This window comes from Flexithrix dorotheae DSM 6795 (assembly GCF_000379765.1).
Classification (GTDB): Bacteria; Bacteroidota; Bacteroidia; order Cytophagales; family Flammeovirgaceae; genus Flexithrix; species Flexithrix dorotheae.
Genome location: NZ_KB903465.1, coordinates 420,556 through 445,435, shown reverse-complemented (window position 1 = coordinate 445,435; position 24,880 = coordinate 420,556). Strand labels below are relative to the sequence as shown.

20 protein-coding genes are annotated in these 24,880 nt (G+C 36.6%); 7 read left to right on the top strand and 13 right to left on the bottom strand.

Features of this window, described 5'->3' with window-relative positions:
* Positions 1-48 precede the first annotated feature (48 nt).
* Entirely contained in the window at positions 49-339 is a 291-nt protein-coding gene (locus tag A3EM_RS0128805) for a hypothetical protein (RefSeq protein ID WP_020531725.1), read from the bottom strand.
* Positions 340-607: 268 nt separating this feature from the next.
* Between A3EM_RS0128805 and A3EM_RS0128800 the strand changes: the two genes are divergently transcribed.
* Positions 608-877 (top strand): hypothetical protein, encoded by a 270-nt coding sequence (locus tag A3EM_RS0128800; RefSeq protein WP_020531724.1) that lies wholly within the window; start codon positions 608-610, stop codon positions 875-877.
* A gap of 61 nt (positions 878-938) precedes the next feature.
* Here the strand turns inward: A3EM_RS0128800 and A3EM_RS0128795 are convergent, their stop codons facing one another.
* The 7 genes from A3EM_RS0128795 to ggt all read right to left on the bottom strand — a co-directional run bounded on the left by A3EM_RS0128795 (position 939) and on the right by ggt (position 9,713).
* Complete coding sequence (locus A3EM_RS0128795; RefSeq protein WP_020531723.1) at positions 939-1,292, bottom strand: hypothetical protein; 354 nt, start codon at positions 1,290-1,292, stop codon at positions 939-941.
* Between the two features lie 137 nt (positions 1,293-1,429).
* The gene (locus A3EM_RS0128790) at positions 1,430-2,197 is read right to left on the bottom strand and encodes a LytR/AlgR family response regulator transcription factor (RefSeq protein ID WP_020531722.1); all 768 of its coding nucleotides are present in this window, start codon (positions 2,195-2,197) and stop codon (positions 1,430-1,432) included.
* A gap of 1 nt (position 2,198) precedes the next feature.
* Positions 2,199-3,227 carry a sensor histidine kinase gene (locus A3EM_RS0128785; RefSeq protein ID WP_020531721.1) on the bottom strand — a complete coding sequence of 343 codons (1,029 nt, stop codon included), beginning with the start codon at positions 3,225-3,227 and terminating at the stop codon, positions 2,199-2,201.
* Positions 3,228-3,252: 25 nt separating this feature from the next.
* Entirely contained in the window at positions 3,253-4,503 is a 1,251-nt protein-coding gene (locus A3EM_RS0128780; RefSeq protein ID WP_020531720.1) for a hypothetical protein, read from the bottom strand.
* Between the two features lie 9 nt (positions 4,504-4,512).
* A complete protein-coding gene (locus tag A3EM_RS0128775) occupies positions 4,513-5,766 on the bottom strand; it encodes an efflux RND transporter periplasmic adaptor subunit (protein ID WP_020531719.1) in 1,254 nt (417 codons plus the stop codon).
* Positions 5,767-6,279: 513 nt separating this feature from the next.
* Complete coding sequence (locus tag A3EM_RS46380; RefSeq protein ID WP_020531718.1) at positions 6,280-7,539, bottom strand: GAF domain-containing sensor histidine kinase; 1,260 nt, start codon at positions 7,537-7,539, stop codon at positions 6,280-6,282.
* Positions 7,540-7,985: 446 nt separating this feature from the next.
* Positions 7,986-9,713 (bottom strand): gamma-glutamyltransferase, encoded by a 1,728-nt coding sequence (gene ggt, locus A3EM_RS0128765; RefSeq protein WP_020531717.1) that lies wholly within the window; start codon positions 9,711-9,713, stop codon positions 7,986-7,988.
* Between the two features lie 346 nt (positions 9,714-10,059).
* Here ggt and A3EM_RS0128755 point away from each other — a divergent pair, with 346 nt between their 5' ends.
* Positions 10,060-12,414: a family 78 glycoside hydrolase catalytic domain gene (locus A3EM_RS0128755; RefSeq protein WP_020531715.1), complete on the top strand. Its 2,355-nt coding sequence runs from the start codon at positions 10,060-10,062 to the stop codon at positions 12,412-12,414.
* A gap of 220 nt (positions 12,415-12,634) precedes the next feature.
* Here A3EM_RS0128755 and A3EM_RS0128750 read toward each other — a convergent pair whose 3' ends face one another.
* Positions 12,635-13,270 (bottom strand): MOSC domain-containing protein, encoded by a 636-nt coding sequence (locus tag A3EM_RS0128750; protein WP_020531714.1) that lies wholly within the window; start codon positions 13,268-13,270, stop codon positions 12,635-12,637.
* A gap of 244 nt (positions 13,271-13,514) precedes the next feature.
* Between A3EM_RS0128750 and A3EM_RS0128740 the strand changes: the two genes are divergently transcribed.
* A complete protein-coding gene (locus A3EM_RS0128740; protein ID WP_020531712.1) occupies positions 13,515-14,048 on the top strand; it encodes a hypothetical protein in 534 nt (177 codons plus the stop codon).
* A 74-nt stretch (positions 14,049-14,122) separates the two neighbouring features.
* On the opposite strand, the gene A3EM_RS0128735 is transcribed toward A3EM_RS0128740, so the two are convergent.
* Positions 14,123-16,009, bottom strand: a complete 1,887-nt coding sequence (locus tag A3EM_RS0128735) for a sulfatase-like hydrolase/transferase (RefSeq protein WP_245576564.1) — start codon at positions 16,007-16,009, stop codon at positions 14,123-14,125.
* A 329-nt stretch (positions 16,010-16,338) separates the two neighbouring features.
* Between A3EM_RS0128735 and A3EM_RS0128725 the strand changes: the two genes are divergently transcribed.
* From A3EM_RS0128725 to A3EM_RS0128715, 3 genes are read left to right on the top strand one after another with little or no spacing between them, the layout of a single operon-like run.
* On the top strand, positions 16,339-17,505 hold the full coding sequence (locus tag A3EM_RS0128725; RefSeq protein WP_020531709.1) for a glycosyltransferase family 4 protein: 1,167 nt from the start codon (positions 16,339-16,341) through the stop codon (positions 17,503-17,505).
* Between the two features lie 36 nt (positions 17,506-17,541).
* The gene (locus tag A3EM_RS0128720) at positions 17,542-18,426 is read left to right on the top strand and encodes an SdpI family protein (RefSeq protein ID WP_020531708.1); all 885 of its coding nucleotides are present in this window, start codon (positions 17,542-17,544) and stop codon (positions 18,424-18,426) included.
* A 3-nt stretch (positions 18,427-18,429) separates the two neighbouring features.
* Positions 18,430-18,837, top strand: a complete 408-nt coding sequence (locus A3EM_RS0128715) for a hypothetical protein (RefSeq protein WP_020531707.1) — start codon at positions 18,430-18,432, stop codon at positions 18,835-18,837.
* Between the two features lie 182 nt (positions 18,838-19,019).
* Here A3EM_RS0128715 and A3EM_RS43915 read toward each other — a convergent pair whose 3' ends face one another.
* Both A3EM_RS43915 and A3EM_RS0128705 read right to left on the bottom strand, forming a co-directional pair.
* Positions 19,020-19,943 carry an MlaD family protein gene (locus A3EM_RS43915; protein ID WP_020531706.1) on the bottom strand — a complete coding sequence of 308 codons (924 nt, stop codon included), beginning with the start codon at positions 19,941-19,943 and terminating at the stop codon, positions 19,020-19,022.
* Between the two features lie 309 nt (positions 19,944-20,252).
* Positions 20,253-21,032: an N-acetylmuramoyl-L-alanine amidase family protein gene (locus A3EM_RS0128705; protein ID WP_020531705.1), complete on the bottom strand. Its 780-nt coding sequence runs from the start codon at positions 21,030-21,032 to the stop codon at positions 20,253-20,255.
* A 341-nt stretch (positions 21,033-21,373) separates the two neighbouring features.
* Between A3EM_RS0128705 and A3EM_RS0128695 the strand changes: the two genes are divergently transcribed.
* Positions 21,374-24,148, top strand: coding sequence for a putative LPS assembly protein LptD (locus tag A3EM_RS0128695; protein ID WP_157638133.1), 2,775 nt, complete (start codon positions 21,374-21,376; stop codon positions 24,146-24,148).
* 112 nt (positions 24,149-24,260) lie between these two features.
* On the opposite strand, the gene A3EM_RS0128690 is transcribed toward A3EM_RS0128695, so the two are convergent.
* Positions 24,261-24,716: a DoxX family membrane protein gene (locus A3EM_RS0128690; protein WP_211212023.1), complete on the bottom strand. Its 456-nt coding sequence runs from the start codon at positions 24,714-24,716 to the stop codon at positions 24,261-24,263.
* Positions 24,717-24,880: the final 164 nt, after the last annotated feature.

Here is a 24,880-nt window from a genome sequence, read left to right as displayed (position 1 = left end):
TAAAAAAAACTCCTGAGGTTATCAGGAGTTTTTTTATGATTTTATTATCTAATATTTTTGATTTCTCTTTCCTCTGTCCGGGCAGCCTGCGTGCATATCCATGGTATTGTATTTTCTGGCATGTGCCCTTTTTACATCTACAGAAAATAATTTCCGATTATAAACTTTGGACTGACTTTGACTATTGGAGTAAGTAGGCGGAGGCGTACATGACGAAAACATAGTCACCCCAAAAAGGAATACTAAAGAAATTTTCAAGAATTTAGTTAGTAGATTATTTTGCCTTTTATGGGAATATTTTTGCCAGTCAATATTTTGATTTTGGTACAAATTATTCATAGCTATTTGTTGAATGTTTGAAAGCAAGTATTAGTTTGTTATATTTCTTTAGAATATTAACTGTTTGAAAAGCTAAATAGTGTTTTCACAATATTTTTATTAGTTGTTTTTCCCAAAAAAAAGGACTCGTATTATTTAATAATTAAAAGGTTTTCCTTTTGATTTGGAAAAAGTGAGATTAAAAGAATAATTATTTAGGTGGGATTATGCTTTTTGTTTGAGATTATTAAAATTTTGTCCTGCTTGAAAATTGTTAAAAATTAGAATAATGATTTGTGTATATGTAAAAAACAGTTCTAAAACATCTGATATAATAGAAAATAAATTGAAAAATTTGTGTATCAGGTTTGCGCGGATTCCCGAAGAACAAGGGGAAACCGGAATTATACGACCCTCCATTACCGAGGGTGGTAAATCGTATTCTACCAGGGAAAGTATTTTTGAGTATTTGGATTTATTAGAAATTGAAATGACACAGATGAGGGAAATTTCCGGAGATGCCTGTTATATCAATCCAAAAACAGGGAAGGTTTGTTAACTCTCTTTTTTTTGAAAAAATTGTATTTCTGATGACTGATTGGTGACTAGAAAACAAGGAATTAGTGATTCTTAAGTACAATCTCTCTCAGAAAACTGCCTGTTAGTGCGCTAAATCCGCCTACAATTCCTCCAATAAGTCCTGTGACCAGAATGAGCAAAAATGGATGGGGTAAAAAGAATATTTTGGATACCTTTTCGGTAAGAATTGCTCCGGTTTCCTGATCGATAATAAAGGCATAACCAAACCATAGCATTCCTACCCCAATAAATCCGGTAAGAAAACTATTAAATCCTTTCCCTCCATTCACAAAAATGACAATTCCACTTACAAGGGCGATGGTCCACCAAGGGAAAAATAGTTGAAATAAGGACCCAAAAACTAATATGAGGATAATTTTAACTAAAAAATTCATTGATGAACCTCTTGATTTATATAACCCATTTCTAAATGGCTACCCTGAGTAACCATGGTGAAAAATAAAGTCACATTTTAACACAAGAAAAAGAATAAGGCAAACAAACCGGCAAATTATTTTAGTTTATAAAATTTTTATTGGTCAAGCCATTCTTTAAACAAAGGAGCTTTATTACTGCTGATTACAATTTCAGTATCTGAAGGTGGGTTCAGGTCTAGTTTCAGGCGGCCCTTAAAATATGGATAAATGTTTTGTGGGGAATCGATATGGATGATAAACTGCCTGTTAACCCTAAAGAAAATTTTAGGATCGAGCATTTCTTCCAGGGTGTCTAAAGAGTGATTTACCGAGTACTTCTTTTTGTCATGAGTAATGATAAATACCACCTTGTCTTCGGAAATAAAATAGGCGATTTCTTCAATTTTTATGGTTTTAATTTTACTCCCTGCTTTTACCAGAAATCTTGATTTGTATTCCTGTCCTTTTCTTCCCAGAAGGTTGATGAGTTTGTCAAGTTTGTCGGTATCTTCCAGTTGCCTCATGGAAGTTGTATATTCTTTGAGTTTGCCCATGGCTTCCTCAAATTTATTATATCGAATGGGTTTTAGCAGGTAATCAATACTTTGTAATTGAAAAGCTTTGAGTGCATATTCATCATATGCAGTGGTGAACACTACAGGACATCTTAATTTCACCTGATTGAAAATATCAAACGAAATTCCATCGGAAAGATGAATATCCAAAAATACCAAATCAGGATTTTCATTTTCCTTAAACCACTTTACGGCAGACTCTACTGAACTTAGTTTAGTGAGAATTTCAAGGCTTTCATCATACCGTTTTATCATTTGTTCCAACTTCTGAGCTGCAAGAGCTTCATCTTCTACAATTACAATTTTCATTTTAATCTAATGTTAACAATGGTACTTTTACAATAAATTCGTTTTCAGTTTTTTCCACCAGCATTTTCTGATCACTCAATAACTGATAACGTTTTTCCAAATTAGCCAAACCACTTCCTGAAGTGTAATATTTTTTTCTGTCTTTTAGTTGAAGACTATTTTTGACCACTAAAAAGGATTTTCCTTCTATAAATATGCTGATTTCCAATGGATTTTCATAGGAAATTTTATTGTGTTTCAGGCAATTCTCAATAAGCAACTGCAGGGCCAGGGGAGGAATGAGGCGAGATTTATATCTGTTTTCTACGTTTATCTCAATCCTCATTTGTTTGTCAAACCTTTTTTTCATGATAAAAAGGTAGGCGCTCATAAATTCCAGCTCTGTCCCCAAATCTACCAGCTCTGTGTCTTTGTTTTTTAGAACATACCTGTAAACTTCTGAAAAATTATCTAAAAAATCGAGAGCGGCTTCATTATGCGGCTCAATTAAAGAGGATAAAATATTGAGATTATTAAAAAGGAAATGTGGATCAATATGGTTTTTAATGGCAGTAAGTTCAGTTTTTATATTTTCCTTTTCCAAAGATTCGTTTTCAATCACCACTTTTTTCCATTTGGTCATAAAAAAAATTCCAAAGTGAATGGAAATTACAGGTAAGGTGAAAATAATTCCATAAATATTCAATAGGATATACTGGTAAGAATCGGGAGGAACCTCGGTGAAATATACTTTAAAAACGTAATAAGTAGCATTGATACAAAGCAGGGAATAAATGGCGCTACTGAAAAGCTGGACATAAAACCTTTTTCCGGGTGACTCAATCCAGGGTAATTTTTTGTTGAGGAAATTGTAAATCAGGTAATTGCCCAGCCATAACAACAGAATAATACAAATTATCCAAAGCCCCGCAATTAGGTAAATGGTATCAATACCAAAGTCCCACCAGGGTGTATCATACTCTGGTTCAGCCTGATACATATCGTTTTCGGCAAAATAAGAAAGCAATAAATAAATGGAACTTGGGAGCAAAACCGTAAATATTTAAAACCGCAAATTATTTAAAGGATATCTTTTTAATTAATTTAAAAGGAACAAAAAGTACCTGATTTTCCTCATCATCATTCCAGATAAGTATTCCATGGTTATTATGTGTGATATCGTCATGAATACCCAATAGTTTTTTTACATTATTATTCAATCTCACTAATGAATAATTATGATTTTGGGGTTCAATGGAGGTGATAAAATTAAAAGGAATGAAGAAGTCTAATTCATTTTCCCTTCCATCTACCATTTCCACATCAAACTTTTCATCAAGATCGTATAAAATTCTTCCTTTATATTGGCTGTTGTCTTTGGTTTCGATCCATCCATAAAGATGCTTTGGCATTTTAAAATCGTAGTAGGAAGGAAGGGGGTGTGCTGGCTTGGTAATTTGCATTGAGATAAACTGTTTCCATCTTACTTTAATTGTGCCGTAAGTTAGGTTATACAGGTAAATACCGGCATTTTTATCAGTTACATCTGCATGGTCGGTGAGTTTCATTTTTTGTCCTGACCTGAGGGTAATTTCTGAGCCATTTTCCACGGCCTTTATCGATTCTATATCTTTAAGTTTGTGTCCACTGGATTTATTGCCCCATTTTCCATTGATTTCATCTGTTCCCAGCCTTTCCTCATTGTCCCAGGCAAGATATCCTTCAAAAAAACCATTAGTGGTAAACACCTCAGCATAAATCGGGGCTCCTAAATAATTTTTAAACCCTGAAGGCGTAGGCATCAGTTGTATTTCTTTTATTTCCCCCCAACCAAATTCTTTTCTTCCATTTATGGTATAAACCAAGATTTTCCGGTTCTTCCCAAAAATACTTTCAGCATTCTTTTTCACTTTTAACCATTGCCCGTTTTTAAGTTTAATATGGGCCAGATTATCTCCAAGGGGCTTTATCCTTTCCAAATAACCAAAATAACATTTGAAAGAGGGATTTAAATCTTTCCCGCGATTTTCCCAAAGGTTCATAAAGCCAAATTGAAAGGAATCATCATTATCTGATGAGGCGCGAGGTTTGATATCCTCCAAAGAAAGGTTTTCTGGAAGTGTGCCTTCCGATTTGACTCCTTCAAACATATCTGCCCAAATGGCTACATCATCCTCAAAACGCAGTTGGCCCTTATAACTATCCCCATTTTTCAATTTGACTTGTCCGTAGATCATCCCATGATCATTCTGCGAAAAAGAAAAATGAGCTGTAGTGAGAAAAAATAATATGGAAGTAATGAAACATCTGGATAATTTACCCAACATAAATTTCGATTAATCTAATTTCTTTAATTTATAATCTTCCTCATACGCTGGTGTGGAAAGCAAAATTTCATCTTCTTCACTTACCCCTTTTGTAATGATTACTTCATTACTATTTGTTTTTCCCGCAACTACTTCTTGTTTTACGATACCTCCTAGCGTTTTTTTGAAAACATAATTAATAGAATCGTCTAAATTGTGCAAACATTCCAGTGGAAGATATACAACATTGGGTATTTTATCGGCAATTATTTCATTACTGGTGGTCATTCCAGGTCGTAAAGTAGTATCTTCTTCGGTTAATTCAATGATAACCTCAAAAACTTTGGCATCAGAATTAGGCAGAGATTCCCCAATATTGGCAATGTTTACTACTTTTCCGGATAATCGCTTTTCAGGAAAGGCATCGATACCAATTTTTACTTTTTGTCCTACACTTATTTTATTGATATCAATCTCATTAATATAAGTTTTTGAATTCATTTTGGACAAGTCTGGCAGGTTAGCAACACTTAAATTATAAGTACTCATACTTGACCCTTTTCCCATTTTTACTCCTCTATGCCTGATGTAGATAACCATTCCGTTTTGAGGTGCAATAATTGAGAATTCATCACTTAATTTGTGTAACAATTCAGCATCTTTTTGATCATCTACCAAATCCAGAAGTCTTCTTTTTACCTGTGTTTGGGCCCGCTGAAATTTGAGTTCATAATTATCCACGGCTTGAAGATAATCCATTTGGGCTTCTTTAACTGCTAACTCCGCTTCTTCAATAGCCGCAGGGGGTTCAAAAGCAGATTTTTTCAGGGCGATTTCTTTTCTTTCTACATTCAATTTAGCTTTAGCCACCACATCCCTGGCCTCTCTCAATTCCAGCGCAGTATCCAGCTGTACCTGTTCGTATCTGTTTAGGCTTTCTTCTACGTTCAGTTCTTCATTTCTGATTCTTTCGGCAATTTCAGTTCTATCCAGAGTAGCCACATAATCTCCCTTTTTCACAATGGTGCCTTCATCCACAATATCCTCAATCTTAACGGAATATATTCGAGCAGAGCGTAACATCCCGGGGCCATTAATTGGAGTAGAGTTTTTAGCTTCTAATTCCCCGGTACTATTAATTACAATTTCAAAATCTCCTTTCTCTGGCTTTACCAATATGTTTTCAATTTTAGGAGAATCGACTTTCCATGACAGAAAAAAAATAAGGAACAGGGCAGCTCCACCTAAAGTAAACCAGGTCTTCTTATTTAGTTTCAATTTCATATCAATTTATATTAAATATTAAGGTTTTTGAATCAAAGGAGATTAATTATAAACATTTTTTGCCAAAGTGGATAACTTCGGCCAAATGAAATATCTGTAATGCGCAAAGGTCACATATAAAAATGCCATGCAAAAGTAGGGATTAATGAAATGGGATTAAACCTACACAGAGAAGCATTTTAAATTGATTGAATTTCTGGTATTTTATTCGTGAAAACACTAAAACCTGAAGTAATAGAATTTATACTCAGTATCAGATTTAAAGTAGTGAGTGATGATGAACGGAAAATAAAATTTTGCAGGTTAAGCGATTTTGTACTGAGGCGGGAGGTAGAATATTTTTGAACTGAAAAGGTTCACTACTCGCATGGAGGGCAAATTAATACTTAATTAGCAAGGAGGACTGTGGATGATGATCATTTGTTAAATTGCTATCACTTACCCTGCAGGCAGGTGTTTATCAACAATATTGCTGATAAACACCTCGCAGTAAAGATTTCAAAAAATCCTGTTTTAGTGCGCTTGATTTAAAGTATTGGGAATGTGGACTGTAAAAGTTGTTCCTTGTCCAAATTCGGTTTTTACCTCAATTTTTCCTTTAATTTTTTCAACGGCCTCTTTAACCAGATAAAGCCCCAATCCAGATCCTGAAGCCCGGTCAGTGCCTATATAAAACATATCAAAAATCCTGTTTAAATGTTCTGGGGAAATCCCATACCCATTATCCGTTACTGATAATTCTACAGCTTCATCCTTTTGAGTAACTTTAACTTCTACATGCTTTTCCGGCTTTTGGGGATCCTGAAATTGAATGGCATTTTTTAAAAGATGCTGAAGGATAAGACTTATCCTTTCTTCATCCGAAAAAAATGGTGATGAAAGTTGAAGCTTGATAACCGGCTGAATTTCGAAAACATTATAGCAGGGTATGGACTTTACGTAATGTATGGCAGAACAAATTATACTTTCAAAATTCACGGCTTCTTGTTTAAGCCTGTCTTTTTCATTCCTTGAATAATTGGCGATATCCTTAATCAAATTATCCAGCTTTTTGAGCGAGCTTTCCTGTAAGCTGAGATAGCCCTTAATATTACTGATGTCCTTTTCATCCATAGCTACCTGGATGAGGCCCAAAGCAGAACATAAAGGTGCTCTTAAATCGTGGGAAGCAGAATACACAAATCGATCTAATTCTGCATTTATCTTTTTTAATTTTTCGTTTTGTCTTTCCAACTCCATGAGTGCATTCGCTTTGGAGAGCTTTGTGGATGTCATGGAAGCAATGGTAATGAGCAAGTCCAGGTGTTCCTCAGTATAGAAGTTTTTTTCAGGGTGCTCAGAATCAATTACTCCTATTACTTTATTTTGAGCAATAATTGGAACTGCAATTTCGGAATGTCTGACGGCATAATCGATAATATAACGCGGATCTTTTGAGGTGTCATTAATAATTTCAGGTATGCCTGACTTGCCCACATGCCCTACAATTCCTTCTCCCAATTTAATTTTTATAGGATCCTTGATTTCTTTTTCTGATGGATTTTTACTTCCATGGGCCGCCCCCTGTACCAGGTACTCGTCATTTTCGTCTAACAGGTATACCACACAATCTTCAAAACCGAGTTTTGCAATTGCGTTCTTTGTTACATCCCATAATATTTCTTCAACTGTAGATTGATATAAAAGAGAGGTGGCAAAATTATTTAGTATTCTAAAATGATTTTCTTTTTGCTTTAACTCCTCGTACTTCCTTAAATAAAAGTCTTCGCTCATAAACTAAATAAGGCCCTATTAAAATATTTTAGAAAAATCTATACTTTAATCTGCCCTAATTTTGGGTTTTATTATAATGTTATTTATCAGGTTGTTATTAAAAAATATTGTTTGGTAGAACGAGTATTGAATACCTTAATTAGATTTTAGGTATTTAGTTTTATGAGGGTAGTTAAGTAGCAAATTTATATTTGATTATCAGGCCAATATCTAAAATTGAACCAATAATCCTGCAGTAAAAAAAGTTTGTGAAACCGACAATTGTCACTTCTTAGTAGTTAAAGTTAGGTCAGTTTAGAAGTGAGTTGATTAATTACCATAATTAGTGGTAATTATTTCATTTTCATCAGTTTTTCGGTTGGAATTTTTGTATTGAGACTAGTAAAAAATGCATCATATTGGGCATAGCTATATTTCCAATATGATGCAAATATACAGGGTATTATTTAATATCCCAAAGCCATGGCATCTCCTGATCTTGTTTTGTCAGCGGCTCCTTCATAAGTCCCATCTTCTTTTACCAAAATGGCCTCAATCCGGCCTATGGTATTTATTTCTTTTATTTCGTGTCCAAGGTGTTGTAGAGCGTCAATAGTCAAACTATCCAGGCAACCTTTTTCAGCAATAATTCTGTCTGGCAACCATTGGGAATGCATTTTTTTTGCGTCCACAGCTTCCTGCATGGTTAATCCATGATCAATTACATTGAGAATGACCTGATAAACATTGGTGATAATGGTGGAACCTCCGGGAGTACCTACTACCATGAACAATTTTCCTTCTTTTTCAATAATGGTAGGGGTCATTGCACTAAGCATTCTTTTTCCCGGAGCAATGGCATTGGCCTCAGCACCCACAAGGCCAAACTGGTTGGGTACTCCTGGTTTTATGCTAAAATCATCCATTTCATTATTAAGGAAAAAACCAGCTCCATCTACCATGACTTTACATCCGAAATAGCTGTTTAAGGTAGTGGTAATAGCCACTGCATTTCCTTCTTTATCCACAATAGAAAAATGTGTAGTCTGAAAACTTTCTATTGTATTTACCTTCCCTGACTTAATCACCTGAGAAGAAGTTGCAGAATCCATGGTAATATCTGAAATTCTGTTTTTGATATAACTATCTTCCAATAACATATCAATAGGTACCTCATAAAAATCCATATCACCCATATGTTCTGCTCTGTCCGCATAAGCCCTTCTTTGTAATTCAGTCATTACATGAATGCTTTTAGTGGTATTTACTCCAAAAGAAGGAAAATCGAAATATTCACTTCCTTTCAGTAATTGTCCTAATACCAATCCGCCACTTGAAGATGGGGGCATGGAAATCACTTTATGTCCTCTATAGTTGACAATGATTGGCTTTCTCCATTTGGCTTCATAGCTGGCAAGGTCTTCCAGGGAAATAATCCCCTTGCCTGCTTTCATTTCCTTCACAATCAAATCAGCTGTCTCTCCCTTGTAAAACCCGTCTTTTCCATTGTCCCGAATTCTCTCCAGGGTTTTGGCCAAATCTGTATGATAGATGGAATCTCCTTCCTGATATTCTTCCTCTCTTACCAGGTAGGGTGTATGTAAATTGATCGCTTTAAAATCTTCCTGGAATCTATTCAATAAGTCAGCTTCATATTCGGTAAGTTCAAAACCGTTCTGGGCCAGATCTATTGATGGTTGGATAATTTCGCTGAATGGAAGTGATGCAAATTTTTGAAATGCCGCATCCATTCCGGCAACCGTACCTGGAACGCCTGCAGCCAGATGCCCTTTCAGACTTAAATTTTTTATGGGTTCCCCTTTTTTATCAAGGTACATATCTCTGTCTCCTTTAAGTGGTGCTTTTTCCCTAAAATCCAATGCACCATTTTCTCCATCTTTGGTTCGGTAGACCATGAATCCACCACCTCCAATATTACCAGCTTTAGGTAAAACTACGGCCAGGGCATATTGTACCGCAATAGCGGCATCAAAAGCGTTTCCTCCTTTTTTTAAAATGGCTAATCCTACCTGAGAAGCAAGTGGATGTGCAGTGACTACCATTCCATTTTTGGCTAAAACACCCTCATTTTTACCACTTTCCACAGAAGTGGTATCTTCCATTTGTTGCTGCTGGCAATTGGAAATTAAGAAAAACAGAAAAAAGATGATTAATCCTCGATTAAATGTAAGCATGGTTAATTTTTAAATTAATTGTGAATAAAAAAGTCTGGAAGGATTTGCCCATGAAAGTTTATGAAGGAAAGGGAGAAAGTTATTCCCTTAAGTCAGGCCAGGTGAAAAGTTGTTGGTTAGTTTTAAGTTAAGTGTAGATGAGTGATTCAAATAAAATAAATAATATGGGAAGTGGCAAAATTCCTATTAAATAAAATTTTAACATGCCTAATTATTATTCTGTCCTTAAAAAGTGATTTTTTAGACTAATTTACCCTATGGAACAAGATAGTTTTTGTGGTTAAACTGTATAAATTGGAAGCTTTAACAACTTCTTCATAAATTTTATTTTTGATAAATGTGCGATATGAAAAAACTAACTTTATGCTTATTCATTTTCCAATTTCTTTCCCTGTCCGGTTTTTGCCAAAACAAAGATGAAGCGCCATGGATATCTTATCCTTCAGCAAATGTAACCGAATACGGAGTTTATCATTTCCGAAAGAAACTGAGCCTTGAGCAAGTCCCTGAAACACTGGTGATTCACATTTCGGCAGATAACCGATACAACCTTTTTGTAAATGGGAAAAGGGTTTGTTACGGACCGGCCAAAGGAGATTTAAAAACCTACAAATATGACATTATTGACATAGCTCCTTTTCTAAAACAGGGAGAAAATATCCTGGCAACTGTAGTGCATAATGCGGGAAAAGATAAACCGCTCGCATTGCTTTCGGTACAAACTGCCTTTTTTCTAAGGAGTGAAGATGAAAAATTTAAACAACTGGATACCAATGAAACATGGAAAGTATTGAAAAATGAGGCCTACCAGCCAGTATCTTATTATGAGATGCTTTTTAAGGAGCGATGGTTTTACGGATTTTATGCCTGTGGTCCTGGTGATGAGGTTTTTGGTGAAAAATACCCCTGGGGTTGGGAAGAATTGTCCTTTGACGATAAAAACTGGAAAAATGCAGAAAAGCTGGATTTAGGTGGAAACTATCCCTGGAAACTGGTGCCCAGAAACATTGCTTTCATGGATGATCATCGGGAAAAACCTGCGAAAATCAGAAAAGTAACCGGTATTGATTTTCCCAATAATTTTCTAAATGGCAATACTCAAATTACCATTCCTGCCAATACAAAAGCCTCCATCATATTTGACTACGAGCTATTTACCATGGGCTATCCGGAACTGACAGTAAGTGGAGGAAAAGGAAGCGCTATTCAATTGAAATATGCCGAGGCGCTCTATGAAAAAGTAAATTTAAAGGCCCACAGGGATTCTGTGGAAGGAAAAACCATGTTTGGTGTTTGGGATGTTTTTCACCCAGATGGCAATGGAAAAAGAATGTTTCGCCCGCTTTGGAAAAGAGCGTTCAGGTATGTGCAAATGAATGTGGAGACCGGGGATCAACCGCTTGAAGTTTTAGCTCTGGAAAGTGAATATTCAGGTTATCCCTATCCAAAAATGTCCACCTTTAATAGTAACAATGCCAGGCTCAATGAAATTTTTGAAATGAGCCTTCAAACTTTCAGAATGTGCTCTGGAGAGACTTATTACGATACCCCATTTTATGAACAATTGAGTTATGGTGGAGATAATCGGCCAATTGGAGCCATTTCCACATACAATTCTACTGATGACAGGCTTTTTAGAGAGGTTATGCGATTATATCCGCAATCTGAAAACCGAGAAACCGGATTGTTTAAATCTGCTTATCCTTCCAGGTTTGATTTTGATATGGGGTCCTGGTCCTTGGCCTGGATACAAAGTTTGCACGATTATTATTTCATCCGTGGAGATGCCGAATATGTGAGTCAGTTTAAGGATAATATTGAAAAAGTTTTGGGCTTTTACCACCGTCATCTGGATGAATCAAAGGGAATTTTAGGTACGGTTAAAAATCAGAACTTCATTGACTGGAGTATTACCAAAGGAAGCATTCCCAGGAAGGACGAAAATGGGGAAATGACCAATTCTATTTTATTGACTTTGTACTATGTGCACAGTTTGGATTGTACTGTCCGGTTATTTAATCAGATCGGTTTGAATGAGGAGGCTAAAAAATGGGAAGCGGAAGCCAAAAGCATAAAAGCGGCAGTCTTTAATCAGGCGTGGAACATGGAAAAAGGCCTTTTTGCCGATTATCCGGGAAGTGATATTTTTTCTCAACATACGAATTTAATGGCTATTTTGTGTGATGTAATTACCCCAGCTCAACAAGGAGAATTGATGGATAAAATTCTGACTTATCCTGAATTTACGGAAATGGCAAGTTCTTATTTCTCTTTCTTTCTTTTTAAAGCCTTGCAAAAAACTGGCAAGGAAGATTTATTCCTGGAAAATCTGGACTTCTGGTACACTTATATTGACAGAGGTCATACTACCTGCGGAGAAACAGGGTTTGCTTCTCACGACCGAAGTGACTGCCATGCCTGGAGTGCGCATCCTGCCTATTACTTAATGAGCCTGACTTGTGGCATCCAGCCAGCGGATATTGGTTTTCAGCATGTGAAAATTAAGCCTCATCTTGGTGATTTGACAAATATTCAGGCTACTATGCCACATCCAAAAGGCGAAATTGCAGTGAATTACACCGTGAAAAAAGGCGTGCTCAAAGCTGAAATTTCTCTGCCAAAGGGATTAAGTGGAGAATGGGAATACAAGGGTATAAGTCAATCCTTAAAAGAAGGGGTAAATCAGATTACCGTTAAATAATTACCATACTAAAAAAATTAATATTTAAAGCCATTGTAGCCTTAAGCGTTGCAATGGCTTTTTAATTTATCGCTATTTGATTTTGTAAAGTGGAATGCCTTGCTATATCTGATTCAAGTGTCCACTTGGACCAGATAATTTTGACAGCGTCACACTGTCATCTTTATAGTTCCAAAATTCAGCGAGCCACTGAAAATCATTTTAAGATTGGCTAGAATTTTTATTGAACAAAAGAACTAAACAATTTCCGTTTTTTAGCTGGGATAAACAGACATTTTGCAGCAATTTTTAAGTGCTCCTGATCTTTTTCCTTCGCATGAACTAATCGAAATAATTGTGCTACAGTTAAACTTTCTTCCGGTCGTTCCATTAGTGTAAATTCATCATCCACATTTACTTCACCTTCTTCCAGAATACTGAGGTAAGTTCCTCCACGACTATGCTCTATAAATTGTTTGAGCACTTTAGGGGTGCCAAATTTATGGCTGAATTTGTAACAGGGTTCCCGGTACTGGGAAACCTGAACTAATGCATTCCCAATCTTGTAAATATCCCCGACATAAACTTCAGTTTCATCAAAACCGGAAAGTGTCAGGTTTTCCCCAAACATGCCCCAACTCCAATCGAGATCGGGATATAAAGCTTTCCAGTAAGGATATTGTTCTGAAGCAAACACATAACAGGCTTTGTAATAACCCCCATGATGCAGACGATCAGAAACCGTATCATCTACCACATCATTTTTAGTGAGATAGATTGGCTTGCCGGTTGGTTTTTTATAAATACCAGTTACCTCCTCTTTTCCATTCCAGATAAAAGTGGTTGGTTTGCCTATATTCGTAGAGATTATTTTCATTGCTATATGATTGCCTTTAAATTCCTAAAATACATTTTGGACCAGCTTAGTTCAGAATTTTTTCATAAACTTAATTTTTTTGCTAAAAGCATACTAAAAAGTTTTGTTTCAATTTGGTTAGTTGGGATTAAATTACGGAAAGTAAGGTGGCATTAATAAGGTATAGTTTATTAATTCAGGAGCAATTGAAATTTAATTAAAACCGTTTTAATCAATAAGATAAAAAAGAGAAAATCAAGAAGAAATGAACTGGGAAAAGTTGGTATTATATAGCCTCATTGGTGTGGGAGTTAGCCTTGCAATGAATTATATGAATAAGGGCACAAATCAAAAAATTGAAAAAACGGTGGGGGGTGAAATAGAATTAAGGATGAATAAACTTTATTTAGTTTTAGGGTTGTTCTTTATTGGGATGACTTCCATTTTTGTGATTGCCGGTATTTTTTATCAGGACAAGGGGATGTATATTATTAGTTTGGTAGTCTTTCTAATAGGTGGAGTTGCGGGGACACCATGTTTGTTATATTACCGAAACCATAAATTAAAATTTAACGAAACAAGCATTTCTGTTCAGAACTGGAAAGGTACGATAAGGCAAATAAAATGGTCAGAAATTAGTCAAATTAAGTTCAATCCTATTTCCGGATATTTAAAATTAATTGGAGTGGATAAAAAGTTGACTATACACCAGCATTTGGTAGGACTAAAGGAATTTACAACAATGATGGAGGAAAAAACAGAATGGAGAGCGAAGGACTTAAAATTGCCAATAAATTAAGGTAATTAATTCACATTTCCTTTATGAAAAAGGCACAAGGGAGACCCTGTGCCATGTTTAGATAAAAATTTACATCAATTCTCAATCACCACTTCTTCTCCACAATTGGCTAAGGTTTGATCAAGAGCCATGCCTATGAACATAGGGTAAAGCCATGATTTGTACCTGCCCCAAACCTCTCCCGAAATTTCGGGATAAATATTTTCTTTAATGAAAGGAACAAGCGGTTTAGCTTTTTCTCCAATATTTCTCACATTGATCGCTACCTGTAAAAGTACGGGCTCATTCTTCTCGGTTAATGCTTCTTTGAGTACCTCCAGCCCGCTTTCATCATTATATTTATTAAGGAGTAATTCGGCCGCCAATGCCCGGTTAGGTACGGAAGGGTCTTCCAGTAATTTCTTTAATGCTGGTTTTTGACTGGAAATATCTCCTTCAAAAGCATCTAGGGCTTGCATGGCCCAAAACCTTACCGCTGCATCTTCATCTTCAAAATAAGTGGCTAACTGATTGATATCCGTTACTTTTCCCACCAATTCGGCTGCCTTAAGGATTTTCTCAGGGTTGAATAAGGCAGCATCATGTGTCATTTCATAAACAGACTGGTTGCCTGCCCTCACCATCATATCTCCTTCATTCATCAGTCCGGTATCTTTGGTTTCAATTATATGCTGGTGGAGCCTGGCTTTCAATGATTTTACTTTTTCTGCCAGCTGAGGCTCATCAACAATGTTATTGAGTTCATTCGGATCATTTTGCAAATCGTAAAGTTCTTCTACTGGTTTGGGCGCAAACATGTCCTGTGCTTCAGGTGGGAGATTCCCAGCCTCTTTTACCCTGAATAATTCTTCATAAGATCGCTTCCCTTTATTGAAAATGATGGCATTCTGAATATAAGGTTTTTGAGGCATATAATTTCTGACATACAAATATCGTCCGTCAAAAATTGACCTGCTCATATCATAAACATCGTCTGCGCGATCTCTATAGCCAAAAATATAAGGTTTTTCCGGGGCATCTTTGCCCAGAAAATTTTGCCCTTCCATCCTCTGTGGAGCGGCAACATTGGCCAGGTTTAGCACTGTAGGTGCAAAATCTACAAATCCCACCATTTTATCCACTTTACTTTGGGTAAGATTGGCCGCTTTGTCCTTATATTTTTCGGGTACATGCAATACAAAGGGTACTTTTAAGCCAGTGTCATAAAGCCATCTTTTATATCGGGGAAGCCCGTAGCCATGGTCTGAAAACACAAAAATGATGGTGTTATCGTAAAGTCCGTCTGCCTTAAGTTGATCGACCAGCTTGCCCACCTCCTGATCAAAAACAGTAATTAAATCATACTGATGAGCCATGATGTTTTTAAATTCTTCGGTTTCCGGGAAGTAAGGTGGCAGTTTCATATTGGCCGGATCATGTTTTTTAGGCAGGGTTTCGGTGTCCTCTTTTTTGTCGGTATTGGCATGGCCTTCATGGGTAATCCCGAAATTGAAAACACTGAAAAAGGGTTTTCCTTCAGGCTTATTTCTCCAGTGGGCCTTGTTGCTGCTGTCATCCCATCGACCTTCATGGCTGAAATTATAATCGGTTTTGGCATTGTTGGTCGTATAATATCCATTAGCTTTCAGCACCTCTGGCAAAATTTTTAAATCAGCTGGAATTGGTATGTCTGACCTTAAATTTTGAGTGCCCAAAGACTTCGCATACATGCCAGTAATCAAAGTAGATCGGGCAGGGGAGCAGATAGGTGCATTGGAAAAGGCCTGCGTGAATACAAATCCTTTGTCGGCCAAAAGATCGATGTTTGGCGTGGTGGCTTGCTGGTCTCCATAACAACCCCAGGCGGGACTAATGTCTTCACAGGAAATCCACAAAATATTTGGCGGTGCCGGATTCTCAGGTTTTTCTGGTGCACAAGCTGCAAAAAATGTGATAATCATTAATAGATAAAATTGGCGCATAATTTTTATTTAATTAGATAAATTTGAAATGTTATTAAATCTTCCTTAAAGTTATCCTTTTGGAATTAATGTCAAATTTAAAATTACTAAAACTGAAAAATCAGTTGCCAGAAAAAGATGATTGTGGATTGGGAAGAGGAAATAAAAAAGCACACTAATCCATTGATGTGCTTGGGAGGTTATAAGGTTAATTTTCTATCTCTTCTGCTGAATGCTAAGTTCTGGTTTTAAATTTAAAGTTGTATTTCCATTTTTTCTTTTGATAACTTTTGAAATTGGCCTCCGATTAACCACTTTTAATTTTTGAATCGAGAGGAGAGAATAAATAGATGACAAACAACCTGAACCACAAAGCACTTTATGCCGCATTTGATCTGTATCCTTCTGCTAAAGGAGCAGCCACTCATATCAGCCATTTTTCCCAGGCTTTGTTCGAGCATTATAATGGAGGGCTATTGTATGTATTGGGGAATGAAAAATTGCCAACCTACCAGCAAGAGGGAAATATAGAAATCGTCCGGTTTTCAGAGGCTATTCCCAATTATCTGGAAAGGGCCGAAAGTTATGTACGGGCTTTTCAGGAGGAATTGGAAAATCACCAGAATTTAGAACTGTGCCACTTTCGGGATATATGGAGCGGTTTGGCAATTCTTCAGCAGAAAAGGAGCTACCAGACTGTTTTTGAAGTTAATGGATTGCCTTCCATTGAGTTACCCTTTAAATACAGTTATTTATCGGAAAGCACACTGGGCAAAATCAGGCAGCTGGAAGATTTTTGTATGGAAAAGGCTGATGCCATTGTAACTCCCTCCAATTCAATTAAATCCAACCTGATTAATAGAGGAATACCCGCAGAAAAAATCACCGTAATTTACAACGGAGCAGAAATTCCCGGACAGCTTGAAAGGCCATTTGATGCTCCGGAAAAATACCTGATTTATTTTGGGGCCCTACAAAAATGGCAGGGCGTAGATGTATTGTTAAAAGCATTTGCAGGCCTTCGGGATTATAAAGATTTGAAACTGGTGATTTGCTCTTCCAACCGGGCTAAATTTGCCAAGCCTTTCAAGAAGTTTGTGGAAAAGCTGGAGCTTTCCGAGAGCATTATCTGGCATGCCCAACTGGCCAAAGAAGAACTTTATCGCTGGGTGCAACATGCTGAGATTTCCATTGCCCCCTTAAAAGAATGCAGCCGAAATTTGATCCAGGGTTGTTGCCCGCTAAAGGTATTGGAGTCCATGGCCTGTCGTACAGCGGTGGTGGCTTCTGATATTCCGGCTGTGAGAGAACTGGTAAAAGACCGGGAAAATGGGAAACTGGTAAAAGCTGACCGTCCGGCAGAACTTTCCAGAGCATTAAGATTTTTACTGGATTATCCTGAAGAAAGGCAAAGACTGGCAACGGGCGGATTTGAAAATATCCGAAATAATTTTACCTGGGACCAGAAAAAAGATGAATTAAAGGCTTTTTATTCCCAATTAATTTCAGTTATTTAAAGCAACAAACTGACAACCCATAAATACAACAATTACATGAGTCGTAAAAAAAGTTTAGAGGTTTATAATTCACTTGATGATGAACAAAAAGAAATCATCAGTACCAAAAAGATATCAGGAAATCAGCCTGCTTCTGCCTGGCTGGAAAGACTCAAAAAAGTCGCTTTAATGGACCATTATGGCGATACCTATCGAAAAAATCAAACTTATGCGATTTTAATGGTTTTCATTGGAATTGCCGGATTCATCCTTACGGTTATTTGTTTGGCCAATGAATTTTATTATGGACTGGTTATTCCAGTTCTGGCTGTGATTGGAATTGTGCTGATTTATAAATCTTCAAGTAAATTCAATAAAATGGACCTGACGAATCATCTCAGGCTTTTTATTGTACCCCTGCTTGCTATTCTAAAGGAGGAATCCCGGAAAAAAGAGAAAATAGATTTGGAGATTAATTTGAATAACCCCTGTGAAAAAGATAATATAGTGGAGACCATTCCCAACTCAAATAAAAAGTATCCAAAGGTGAAAACCACTTTTTATGATTTGCAATGGATGAGTGGTAAAGCAAAACTTCAGGACCAAACACAACTGCATTGGACGGTGAATGATTTGGTGAGAAAACGAGATATTACAAAGAAAAACCCTAGGGGAAAGATCAAGTTTAAAACAAAATATAAGGTGAAGCACAATGTGAATCTGAAGCTTTCCATTCCGAAAGAAAGTTATGAACTGGTGAAAAATCCCAATGAAAACCAACCTGTAAATGGTGCTTATAAAATGGCCTATGTTTCATCAGATCGGTTTCATGTTTTCAAAATCAGATCAACAGATGTTTCAGCCACTTTAGATGAAAGTGTGAAGCTCAATCATTTTTTGGGTACAATCACTAAAGCTTACAAACACGTAAAACCTATTTAATTTATGGCCAGATGTGAAGTAAAAAAAGGGATGTTTATCCTTAAAGAATGCAGCAACTTTGCCAACCAGACCTGTTCTAAATGTAGTAAAAGTATTTGTTCTAAACATTCCACTCAGATTGAAGATGAGGTTTTTTGTGTAGAATGTGGAACGGCAAAGAAAAAACAGCAACTCAGAAGTCTGCCAGCCCGCCAAAGAAGAAACAGAAATTCTGTGCACGATGAGGAATACGAAAGATGGATGACAGATCGAAATACGCATTACGGATTGTGGTATTATGGTATCCGGGACGATTTCTACCACGATAGCCAATATAGTCCATTCGATGAACAGGATTATTCAGGTTTTGATGCTGAAAGTGGCCAGGAATTTTATGATGATACCGACTCAGGAGGATTTATGGATAGCTAGTGCGACAAGCAAAAACTAAGTGATAAAAAAGGAGTACTCAGCAAAAACTAGAAACTGCATTTTTAAAATCCTGTACTTTTACATTTCTCATTTCTCTGAAGTTGGATTTACGCAAGGTCTCTATCGAAGACCTTGCTGGAACAAAAATCAGCGCAAAGGCATTTTTAGCCTGCTGCTCCAATTTACTTATCCTTTTTCTTCTTTTCCTTGTCTTTTTTTCCGAAAACTGAAAACTGCACATACCGATTTGGATGTTCCCTTAGGTTAACCAAAAGACTGTCCAGGTCACGAATGGTCTGGTCCATGTCTTCATAAAGCTTTTTGTCATTAATCAATAAACCAAGCGATCCTTCGGCATTGTTGATTTTTTCCACCGTGGTATTGAGATTGGCCATGGTGGCATTCATTTCCGTAGCCAAAGATTTAATTGGAGCTTCGTTCAGAGAATCGGCAAGTGTGTTGAGTTTAGTAGCCAAGGGTTTTAATTCTTCAGACATTTTCGCCAGATTTTCACTGGTTATTCGGAAGTTTTGTAAGGTCCCATCCAGTTCTTGTGTATTGACCGAATTCATTTTGTCTCTGGCCACCACTAATGTAGATTTCAACTCATCTCCAAGTCCATCAAGTCCTTTAAGTACTATGTTTAAGCTTGCAAAAGTGGAATCAAGGGTGTTAATTATAGGGAAGGCTTTTTCCTCCAGGATATCCATCACACCATTGTCAATTTCCGACCTGAGTGTATCCCCGCTTTTCAGGTAACCATTTACAGTATTTATTTTGAGTTCAACCGCTTTGTCACTTAGTAGTCCCGGATCGGTCAGTAAAGCCACGGTCTGGTCACCTATTTGAATGTCATTGGCCACTTCCAGGCTTACCATCACTTTGTTGTTTTTTTCGGGAACAATTTCAATATCCAAAACTCTTCCAACCGACATTCCGTTGAGCAGAACCGGATTAGCTGGTTGAAGGCCTCCAATATTTTCATAGTAGGCATAATAAACACTGGTATCTGAAAAAAGGTCAATTCCTTTCAGAAACCGCACTCCCCAGTAAAGTATTACTCCGGCAATTACTGTTAAAATACCAACTTTAAATTCTTTGGACATTATTTTTATTTTTAGATTAAAAAGTTAGGACAGGTTTAAAGGACCTCCTCAAAAAACATGAATAATTCAGTAAATTACAAAAAGGATTGAACAGAATTATCTGAAGGGATTAATTTAAACTTAATTTTCCTCTACAATTCCCTGATTATGAGGTGAAAATCTCAATGTTAAGTTATACGCATATTATAAGTGTTGTTTTGCCAAGCGAAAGTAATCTGTTGGAGGTTTTGGAATCGCACAGACCTGTTATTATTCTTTTAAAATCGAAAGAATTAAATTGTAATCAGGTGTTATGCCTAGATCTTCTCCCTAATTATTTTTCTCGTATTCCATTTTAAAATCTCTGAATGCTTTGTAAAGAGTGGTGGTAATTTCAGCTTTTCCTTTTTCCGAATTCAAATAAGCTTCCTCCTCTTTGTTGCTTAAAAAACCAATTTCCACCAACACACTAGGCATAGTGGTTTTGGCCAACACCCAAAAGCCGGCTTGTTTTACCCCTCTGTCAGAACGCTTAATTTCCTCTGTAAACTGATTTTGGATTTTGCTGGCAAAATGCAGGCTAATATCCTGAAAGGCATTTTGGTAATTGGCCATCATGATATAGGAAACCGGGGAGTTTGGATCGAATCCATCATAATTTTCTTCATAACCTTCTTCCTTCAGAATCACGGCATTTTCCCTCATGGCCACTGAAAGATTCTCTTCCGAAGAGCTCAAACCCATTACATAAGTTTCTGCACCATAAATGGTTTTTTTGGGATGCGCATTACAATGGATGGAAATAAATAGATCAGCTCCGGCATTATTGGCAATTTTAGCCCTTTCATTTAAGGTAATGTATTTATCTTGATCTCTGGTATAAATTACTTCTACATCTTTATGAAAAGTGTTGATGAGTTGCCCTAATTCTTTGGCTACCATTAAAGTAACTTCTTTTTCTTTGCTTAAAACACCATGACAACCGGGATCAAAACCTCCATGGCCCGCATCAATTACTACCTTGGAGATTTTGTGTGGAGGGTCCTGCCATGCGAATGTATTAAAAATAATTCCTAGGGTTAGAAAAGGAATAATTAGTAGATTTTTCATAAAATTGCAGCTCCAAATTTTCTGGTGAAAAATATAACCGTTTACCAACGTTTAACTATTGTTATAAAATTTAAATAAAAAATGTTAAATAGTTGCAAACCAATATTTTATAATACTTTTTTACCTAAAAATTTACATTAATTCAAATGGGTAAACAAAGTAGATTGCTACTTAGTTTGCCACAAATGCCTGACAATGAGATAATAATTACTCAAATATATCAGGCTTTATTTTTTAAGCGGGAGGGACTTCAGTCAAAAATTCTTACAATCCGCCTTTTAAAATTTATCTGTAAAGGATTTTGGTGATAATTGAATAAAGGTTACGATATCAATTTTATTTTGTACAAAAAAAACAAATATATTTTTAATCTAAAATTTGCCCATTTTCAATTAAAGGTAGTAGCTATTCTTTTCCTACTGGCAATTGGGGGAAATAGTCACCTTTTTGCACAGGACAACCCCAGGCCTGATTCTGTAAAAATCACCCAAACCTCCGATTCCACCCTGAATGTTTCTCTGGATTCAGCTTTGGTTAATAAAAGCCAGAAGGATTCCACCCAAAAAGAGGGTCCAATTGAAACTACCATTGATTATAATGCCGATACTGTGATTTATGACATGGTGAATTCAAAGGCTTATCTGTATAAAGATGCTAAAGTGACTTATGGGGAGATGAGTATTGAAGCTTACCATATTGTATTTGATATGCGTAACAATACCGTTTCTGCGAAAGGAATGGTAGATTCAACTGGTACAAAATTAGGGCTTCCGGTATTTACTCAGGCTGGGGAGACTTATAATGCCGAGGAAATGGATTATAATATAGAATCCGGGAAAGGTATAATTAAAAAGATTGTTACCCAGCAGGGAGATGGCTATGTGGTGAGTAAACGGGTAAAGAAAACACCGGCAAATGAGATGTATGCCAGAAGTAATATTTATACTACCTGCGCATATGAAGAACCTCATTATGGAATTAATACCAGTAAATTAAAAATTGTCCCCAATAAATATATCATTTCAGGTCCTTTCAATTTCGAATTGAATGGGGTGCCTACTCCTTTGGGATTTGGATTTGGTTTATTTCCCTTTTCCGAAGAACGAAGTGCCGGGCTCATTGTACCTACATGGGGTGAATCCAAAGAAAGAGGTTTTTATTTAAGAGACGGGGGGATTTTCCTGCCATTAGGAGAATATGTGAGTTTGAAAGTTCTAGGGCAAATTTATTCTTTGGGGGGATGGGGATTTTCTACCGATGCAGATTACAGAGTGAGGTATAAATTTAATGGGCGGTTTAATTTCAGTTACAATAATGTAAAAAGACAGCAGGATAACCTGGAAGTTAATGAGTCAACAGATTATTGGCTGAGATGGAGCCATTCCCCGGTTTCAAGGGGATCGAGCAGGTTTTCGGCCAATGTGAATGTAGGTTCATCCTCTTACAACCGGAATAACTCTTTCAATACTCAGGATTATATTTCCGCATCCTTTAATTCAAGTGTTTCTTATAGTAAAACTTTTGAGGGCACACCTTTTAATGCAGGGGCAAACATTAGAATTAACCAAAATGTTAACACACAGGTAACCAATCTTTTCCCTGAAGCCAACCTGGCAATGAGAAGGATTTATCCGCTAAAAGGTAAAAATTCCACAAAGAAAAATGTATTTACCCAGCTAAGCTTTGCATACTCTTTTAATGCCAAGGCCAGTGTGACGAATGAGGAACAATCTACAAGTTTTCCTTTTACGGTTTTAAATCCAATTGACAATTCCTTTGATATACCTGAGGAAGAAATAGAATTCGATGATGATGGAAATGCATTGCCCCCCGATTTTTTTAGCAATTTTAGCGAATTTCTGCAAAATGCTGAATTTGGGGCAGTGCACAGGATTCCAATATCCACAAACTTTACATTGTTGAAGTTTTTCCAATTTACCCCCAACCTGAACTATACCGAATATTGGTACGCCAAGAAGTATGATTATGAATTTTCAGAAGAGGAGAATGGAGTTTATGTAAGCGAAAAAGATGGATTTTCAAGAGCATTCGATTTTAATACCGGTATTGGGATGACTACGAGATTATATTCTTTCTTTTATCCAAAAATTGGTAAAGTAGAAGGAATCAGGCATATGATGACGCCAAATATCAGTTTTACTTACCGACCGGATTTGGGTGATCCAAGATGGGGATTTTATCAAAATGTACAAAGTGATTCTCTGGCAAGTAGTTACCGGACGGTTACAAGGTTTCAGGGTGCACAGTATGGTATTCCCGGACAGGGAAAAAGCAGTAGTTTGTCTTTTGGAATAGACAATCAGTTGGAAGCAAAAGTGAGGATGAAGCCAGACTCCACAGGGAAAGTAGAGAGTAAAAAGATTCCTGTGATACAGAGTTTTAGTATCAGAAGTGCTTATAACTTGGCTGTGGACTCATTTAACCTATCCAATATTACCATGAGTGCCAGGACCACCCTGTTTAAAAATGTTCCTTTCATCAGTGGATTTTCTATCAATGTGGCAGGTACAATCGATCCGTATACTTATGAATTATTAAGTGTAGATGAAAATACTGATGGTTCATTGAGTATCAGTCAAAAAAGAATCAATGAATTTGCCTGGAATACCGGAAATGGAGTAGGAAACCTGACCAATGCCTCCTTGGCTGTGTCCACCTCTTTTAGGCCTGATAAAAAGAAAAAAGAAGAAAAGAAAAATCTCACAGAAAGAGAAAAACAGGAACTGGAATTTATTGAAAATAACCCTACGTTATATGTAGATTTTAATATTCCCTGGTCTTTAAACCTGAGTTATAACCTTAGGTATGGAAAAGTAGGGTATAATGAATCTACTGTGGTGCAAACCATGAATATCATGGCCGAAGTCAAACTGACAGAGAAATGGAAAATTGGGGTAAGAACCGCTTATGACTTTGAATTACAGGGTTTTGGTTTTACCAGTATCAACCTGCACAGAGATCTACACTGCTGGCAAATGGCTTTAAGCTGGATTCCTTTTGGACCAAGACAATCCTACAATGTGGATATTAGTGTGAAATCAGCCATTCTCCAGGATTTAAAACTCAGCAAAAGAAATACCTGGTTTGACAGGTAAAATAGCCAGAGTCTTACCTAATGAAATCTACATCCATATTAGCGAGATTAACCAACTGATTCGCAGGAACTAAATTAGCATATAAATAAAGCTATTGCACTGGTTTATTCTATTATTCACTGACAGCCGCAATTAAAACACCTCCTCCGCTAATGATGATAATGTTTTTGACAATGTATTGTCCTACAAGCGTCAATCCAAAAGGAATATTGGTGAAAATCATTTCAGGGAAAAAGAACATTGGAGAAATAGTGCAAAACATATGAAGCAATAATAAAATCAGGGTAACTTTCATATATGCACCAATTAATAAGGCCAGCCCTATTGCACATTCCCCTAAAGCTAAAAGTAAAATAGAGACTTTTGCCGGAATCAGCCCAAAGGTTAATATGCTAATGGTGGAAGTGGCAAGGGTTTCAGCAGGACTCAAAGTGGGGAAGAATTTTAATGCCCCAAACCAAATAAAAACAATCCCAATGCTAATTCTTAAAGCAGCTAAACCATACCTTAATTTCAGATTTGAGTGGGACTCCATCTCTAATTGAATATGTTCTGTTTTGGTATTCATCTGAATGGTTTTAGTTATTTCAATTTCATATTTTATGTTTTTCTGGTTAGATTGGAAGTAGAGCCTTTCTATACCAGAATTATTTTTGAATTTAATAAACCCAGGAATTCTTCCTAAACTGATTATTTGAATTAGGGTTTTTAATATGTGAATGGCCAAAGTCT

What these genes read in the sequence shown, in the direction of transcription:
- A3EM_RS0128805 (WP_020531725.1), bottom strand. Translation starts at nt 339, where the DNA reads ATGAATAATTTGTACCAAAATCAAAATATTGACTGGCAAAAATATTCC.
- A3EM_RS0128800 (WP_020531724.1), top strand. Translation starts at nt 608, where the DNA reads ATGATTTGTGTATATGTAAAAAACAGTTCTAAAACATCTGATATAATA.
- A3EM_RS0128795 (WP_020531723.1), bottom strand. Translation starts at nt 1,292, where the DNA reads ATGAATTTTTTAGTTAAAATTATCCTCATATTAGTTTTTGGGTCCTTA.
- A3EM_RS0128790 (WP_020531722.1), bottom strand. Translation starts at nt 2,197, where the DNA reads ATGAAAATTGTAATTGTAGAAGATGAAGCTCTTGCAGCTCAGAAGTTG.
- A3EM_RS0128780 (WP_020531720.1), bottom strand. Translation starts at nt 4,503, where the DNA reads ATGTTGGGTAAATTATCCAGATGTTTCATTACTTCCATATTATTTTTT.
- A3EM_RS0128775 (WP_020531719.1), bottom strand. Translation starts at nt 5,766, where the DNA reads ATGAAATTGAAACTAAATAAGAAGACCTGGTTTACTTTAGGTGGAGCT.
- A3EM_RS46380 (WP_020531718.1), bottom strand. Translation starts at nt 7,539, where the DNA reads ATGAGCGAAGACTTTTATTTAAGGAAGTACGAGGAGTTAAAGCAAAAA.
- ggt (WP_020531717.1), bottom strand. Translation starts at nt 9,713, where the DNA reads ATGCTTACATTTAATCGAGGATTAATCATCTTTTTTCTGTTTTTCTTA.
- A3EM_RS0128755 (WP_020531715.1), top strand. Translation starts at nt 10,060, where the DNA reads ATGAAAAAACTAACTTTATGCTTATTCATTTTCCAATTTCTTTCCCTG.
- A3EM_RS0128750 (WP_020531714.1), bottom strand. Translation starts at nt 13,270, where the DNA reads ATGAAAATAATCTCTACGAATATAGGCAAACCAACCACTTTTATCTGG.
- A3EM_RS0128740 (WP_020531712.1), top strand. Translation starts at nt 13,515, where the DNA reads ATGAACTGGGAAAAGTTGGTATTATATAGCCTCATTGGTGTGGGAGTT.
- A3EM_RS0128735 (WP_245576564.1), bottom strand. Translation starts at nt 16,009, where the DNA reads ATGCGCCAATTTTATCTATTAATGATTATCACATTTTTTGCAGCTTGT.
- A3EM_RS0128725 (WP_020531709.1), top strand. Translation starts at nt 16,339, where the DNA reads ATGACAAACAACCTGAACCACAAAGCACTTTATGCCGCATTTGATCTG.
- A3EM_RS0128720 (WP_020531708.1), top strand. Translation starts at nt 17,542, where the DNA reads ATGAGTCGTAAAAAAAGTTTAGAGGTTTATAATTCACTTGATGATGAA.
- A3EM_RS0128715 (WP_020531707.1), top strand. Translation starts at nt 18,430, where the DNA reads ATGGCCAGATGTGAAGTAAAAAAAGGGATGTTTATCCTTAAAGAATGC.
- A3EM_RS43915 (WP_020531706.1), bottom strand. Translation starts at nt 19,943, where the DNA reads ATGTCCAAAGAATTTAAAGTTGGTATTTTAACAGTAATTGCCGGAGTA.
- A3EM_RS0128705 (WP_020531705.1), bottom strand. Translation starts at nt 21,032, where the DNA reads ATGAAAAATCTACTAATTATTCCTTTTCTAACCCTAGGAATTATTTTT.
- A3EM_RS0128690 (WP_211212023.1), bottom strand. Translation starts at nt 24,716, where the DNA reads ATGAATACCAAAACAGAACATATTCAATTAGAGATGGAGTCCCACTCA.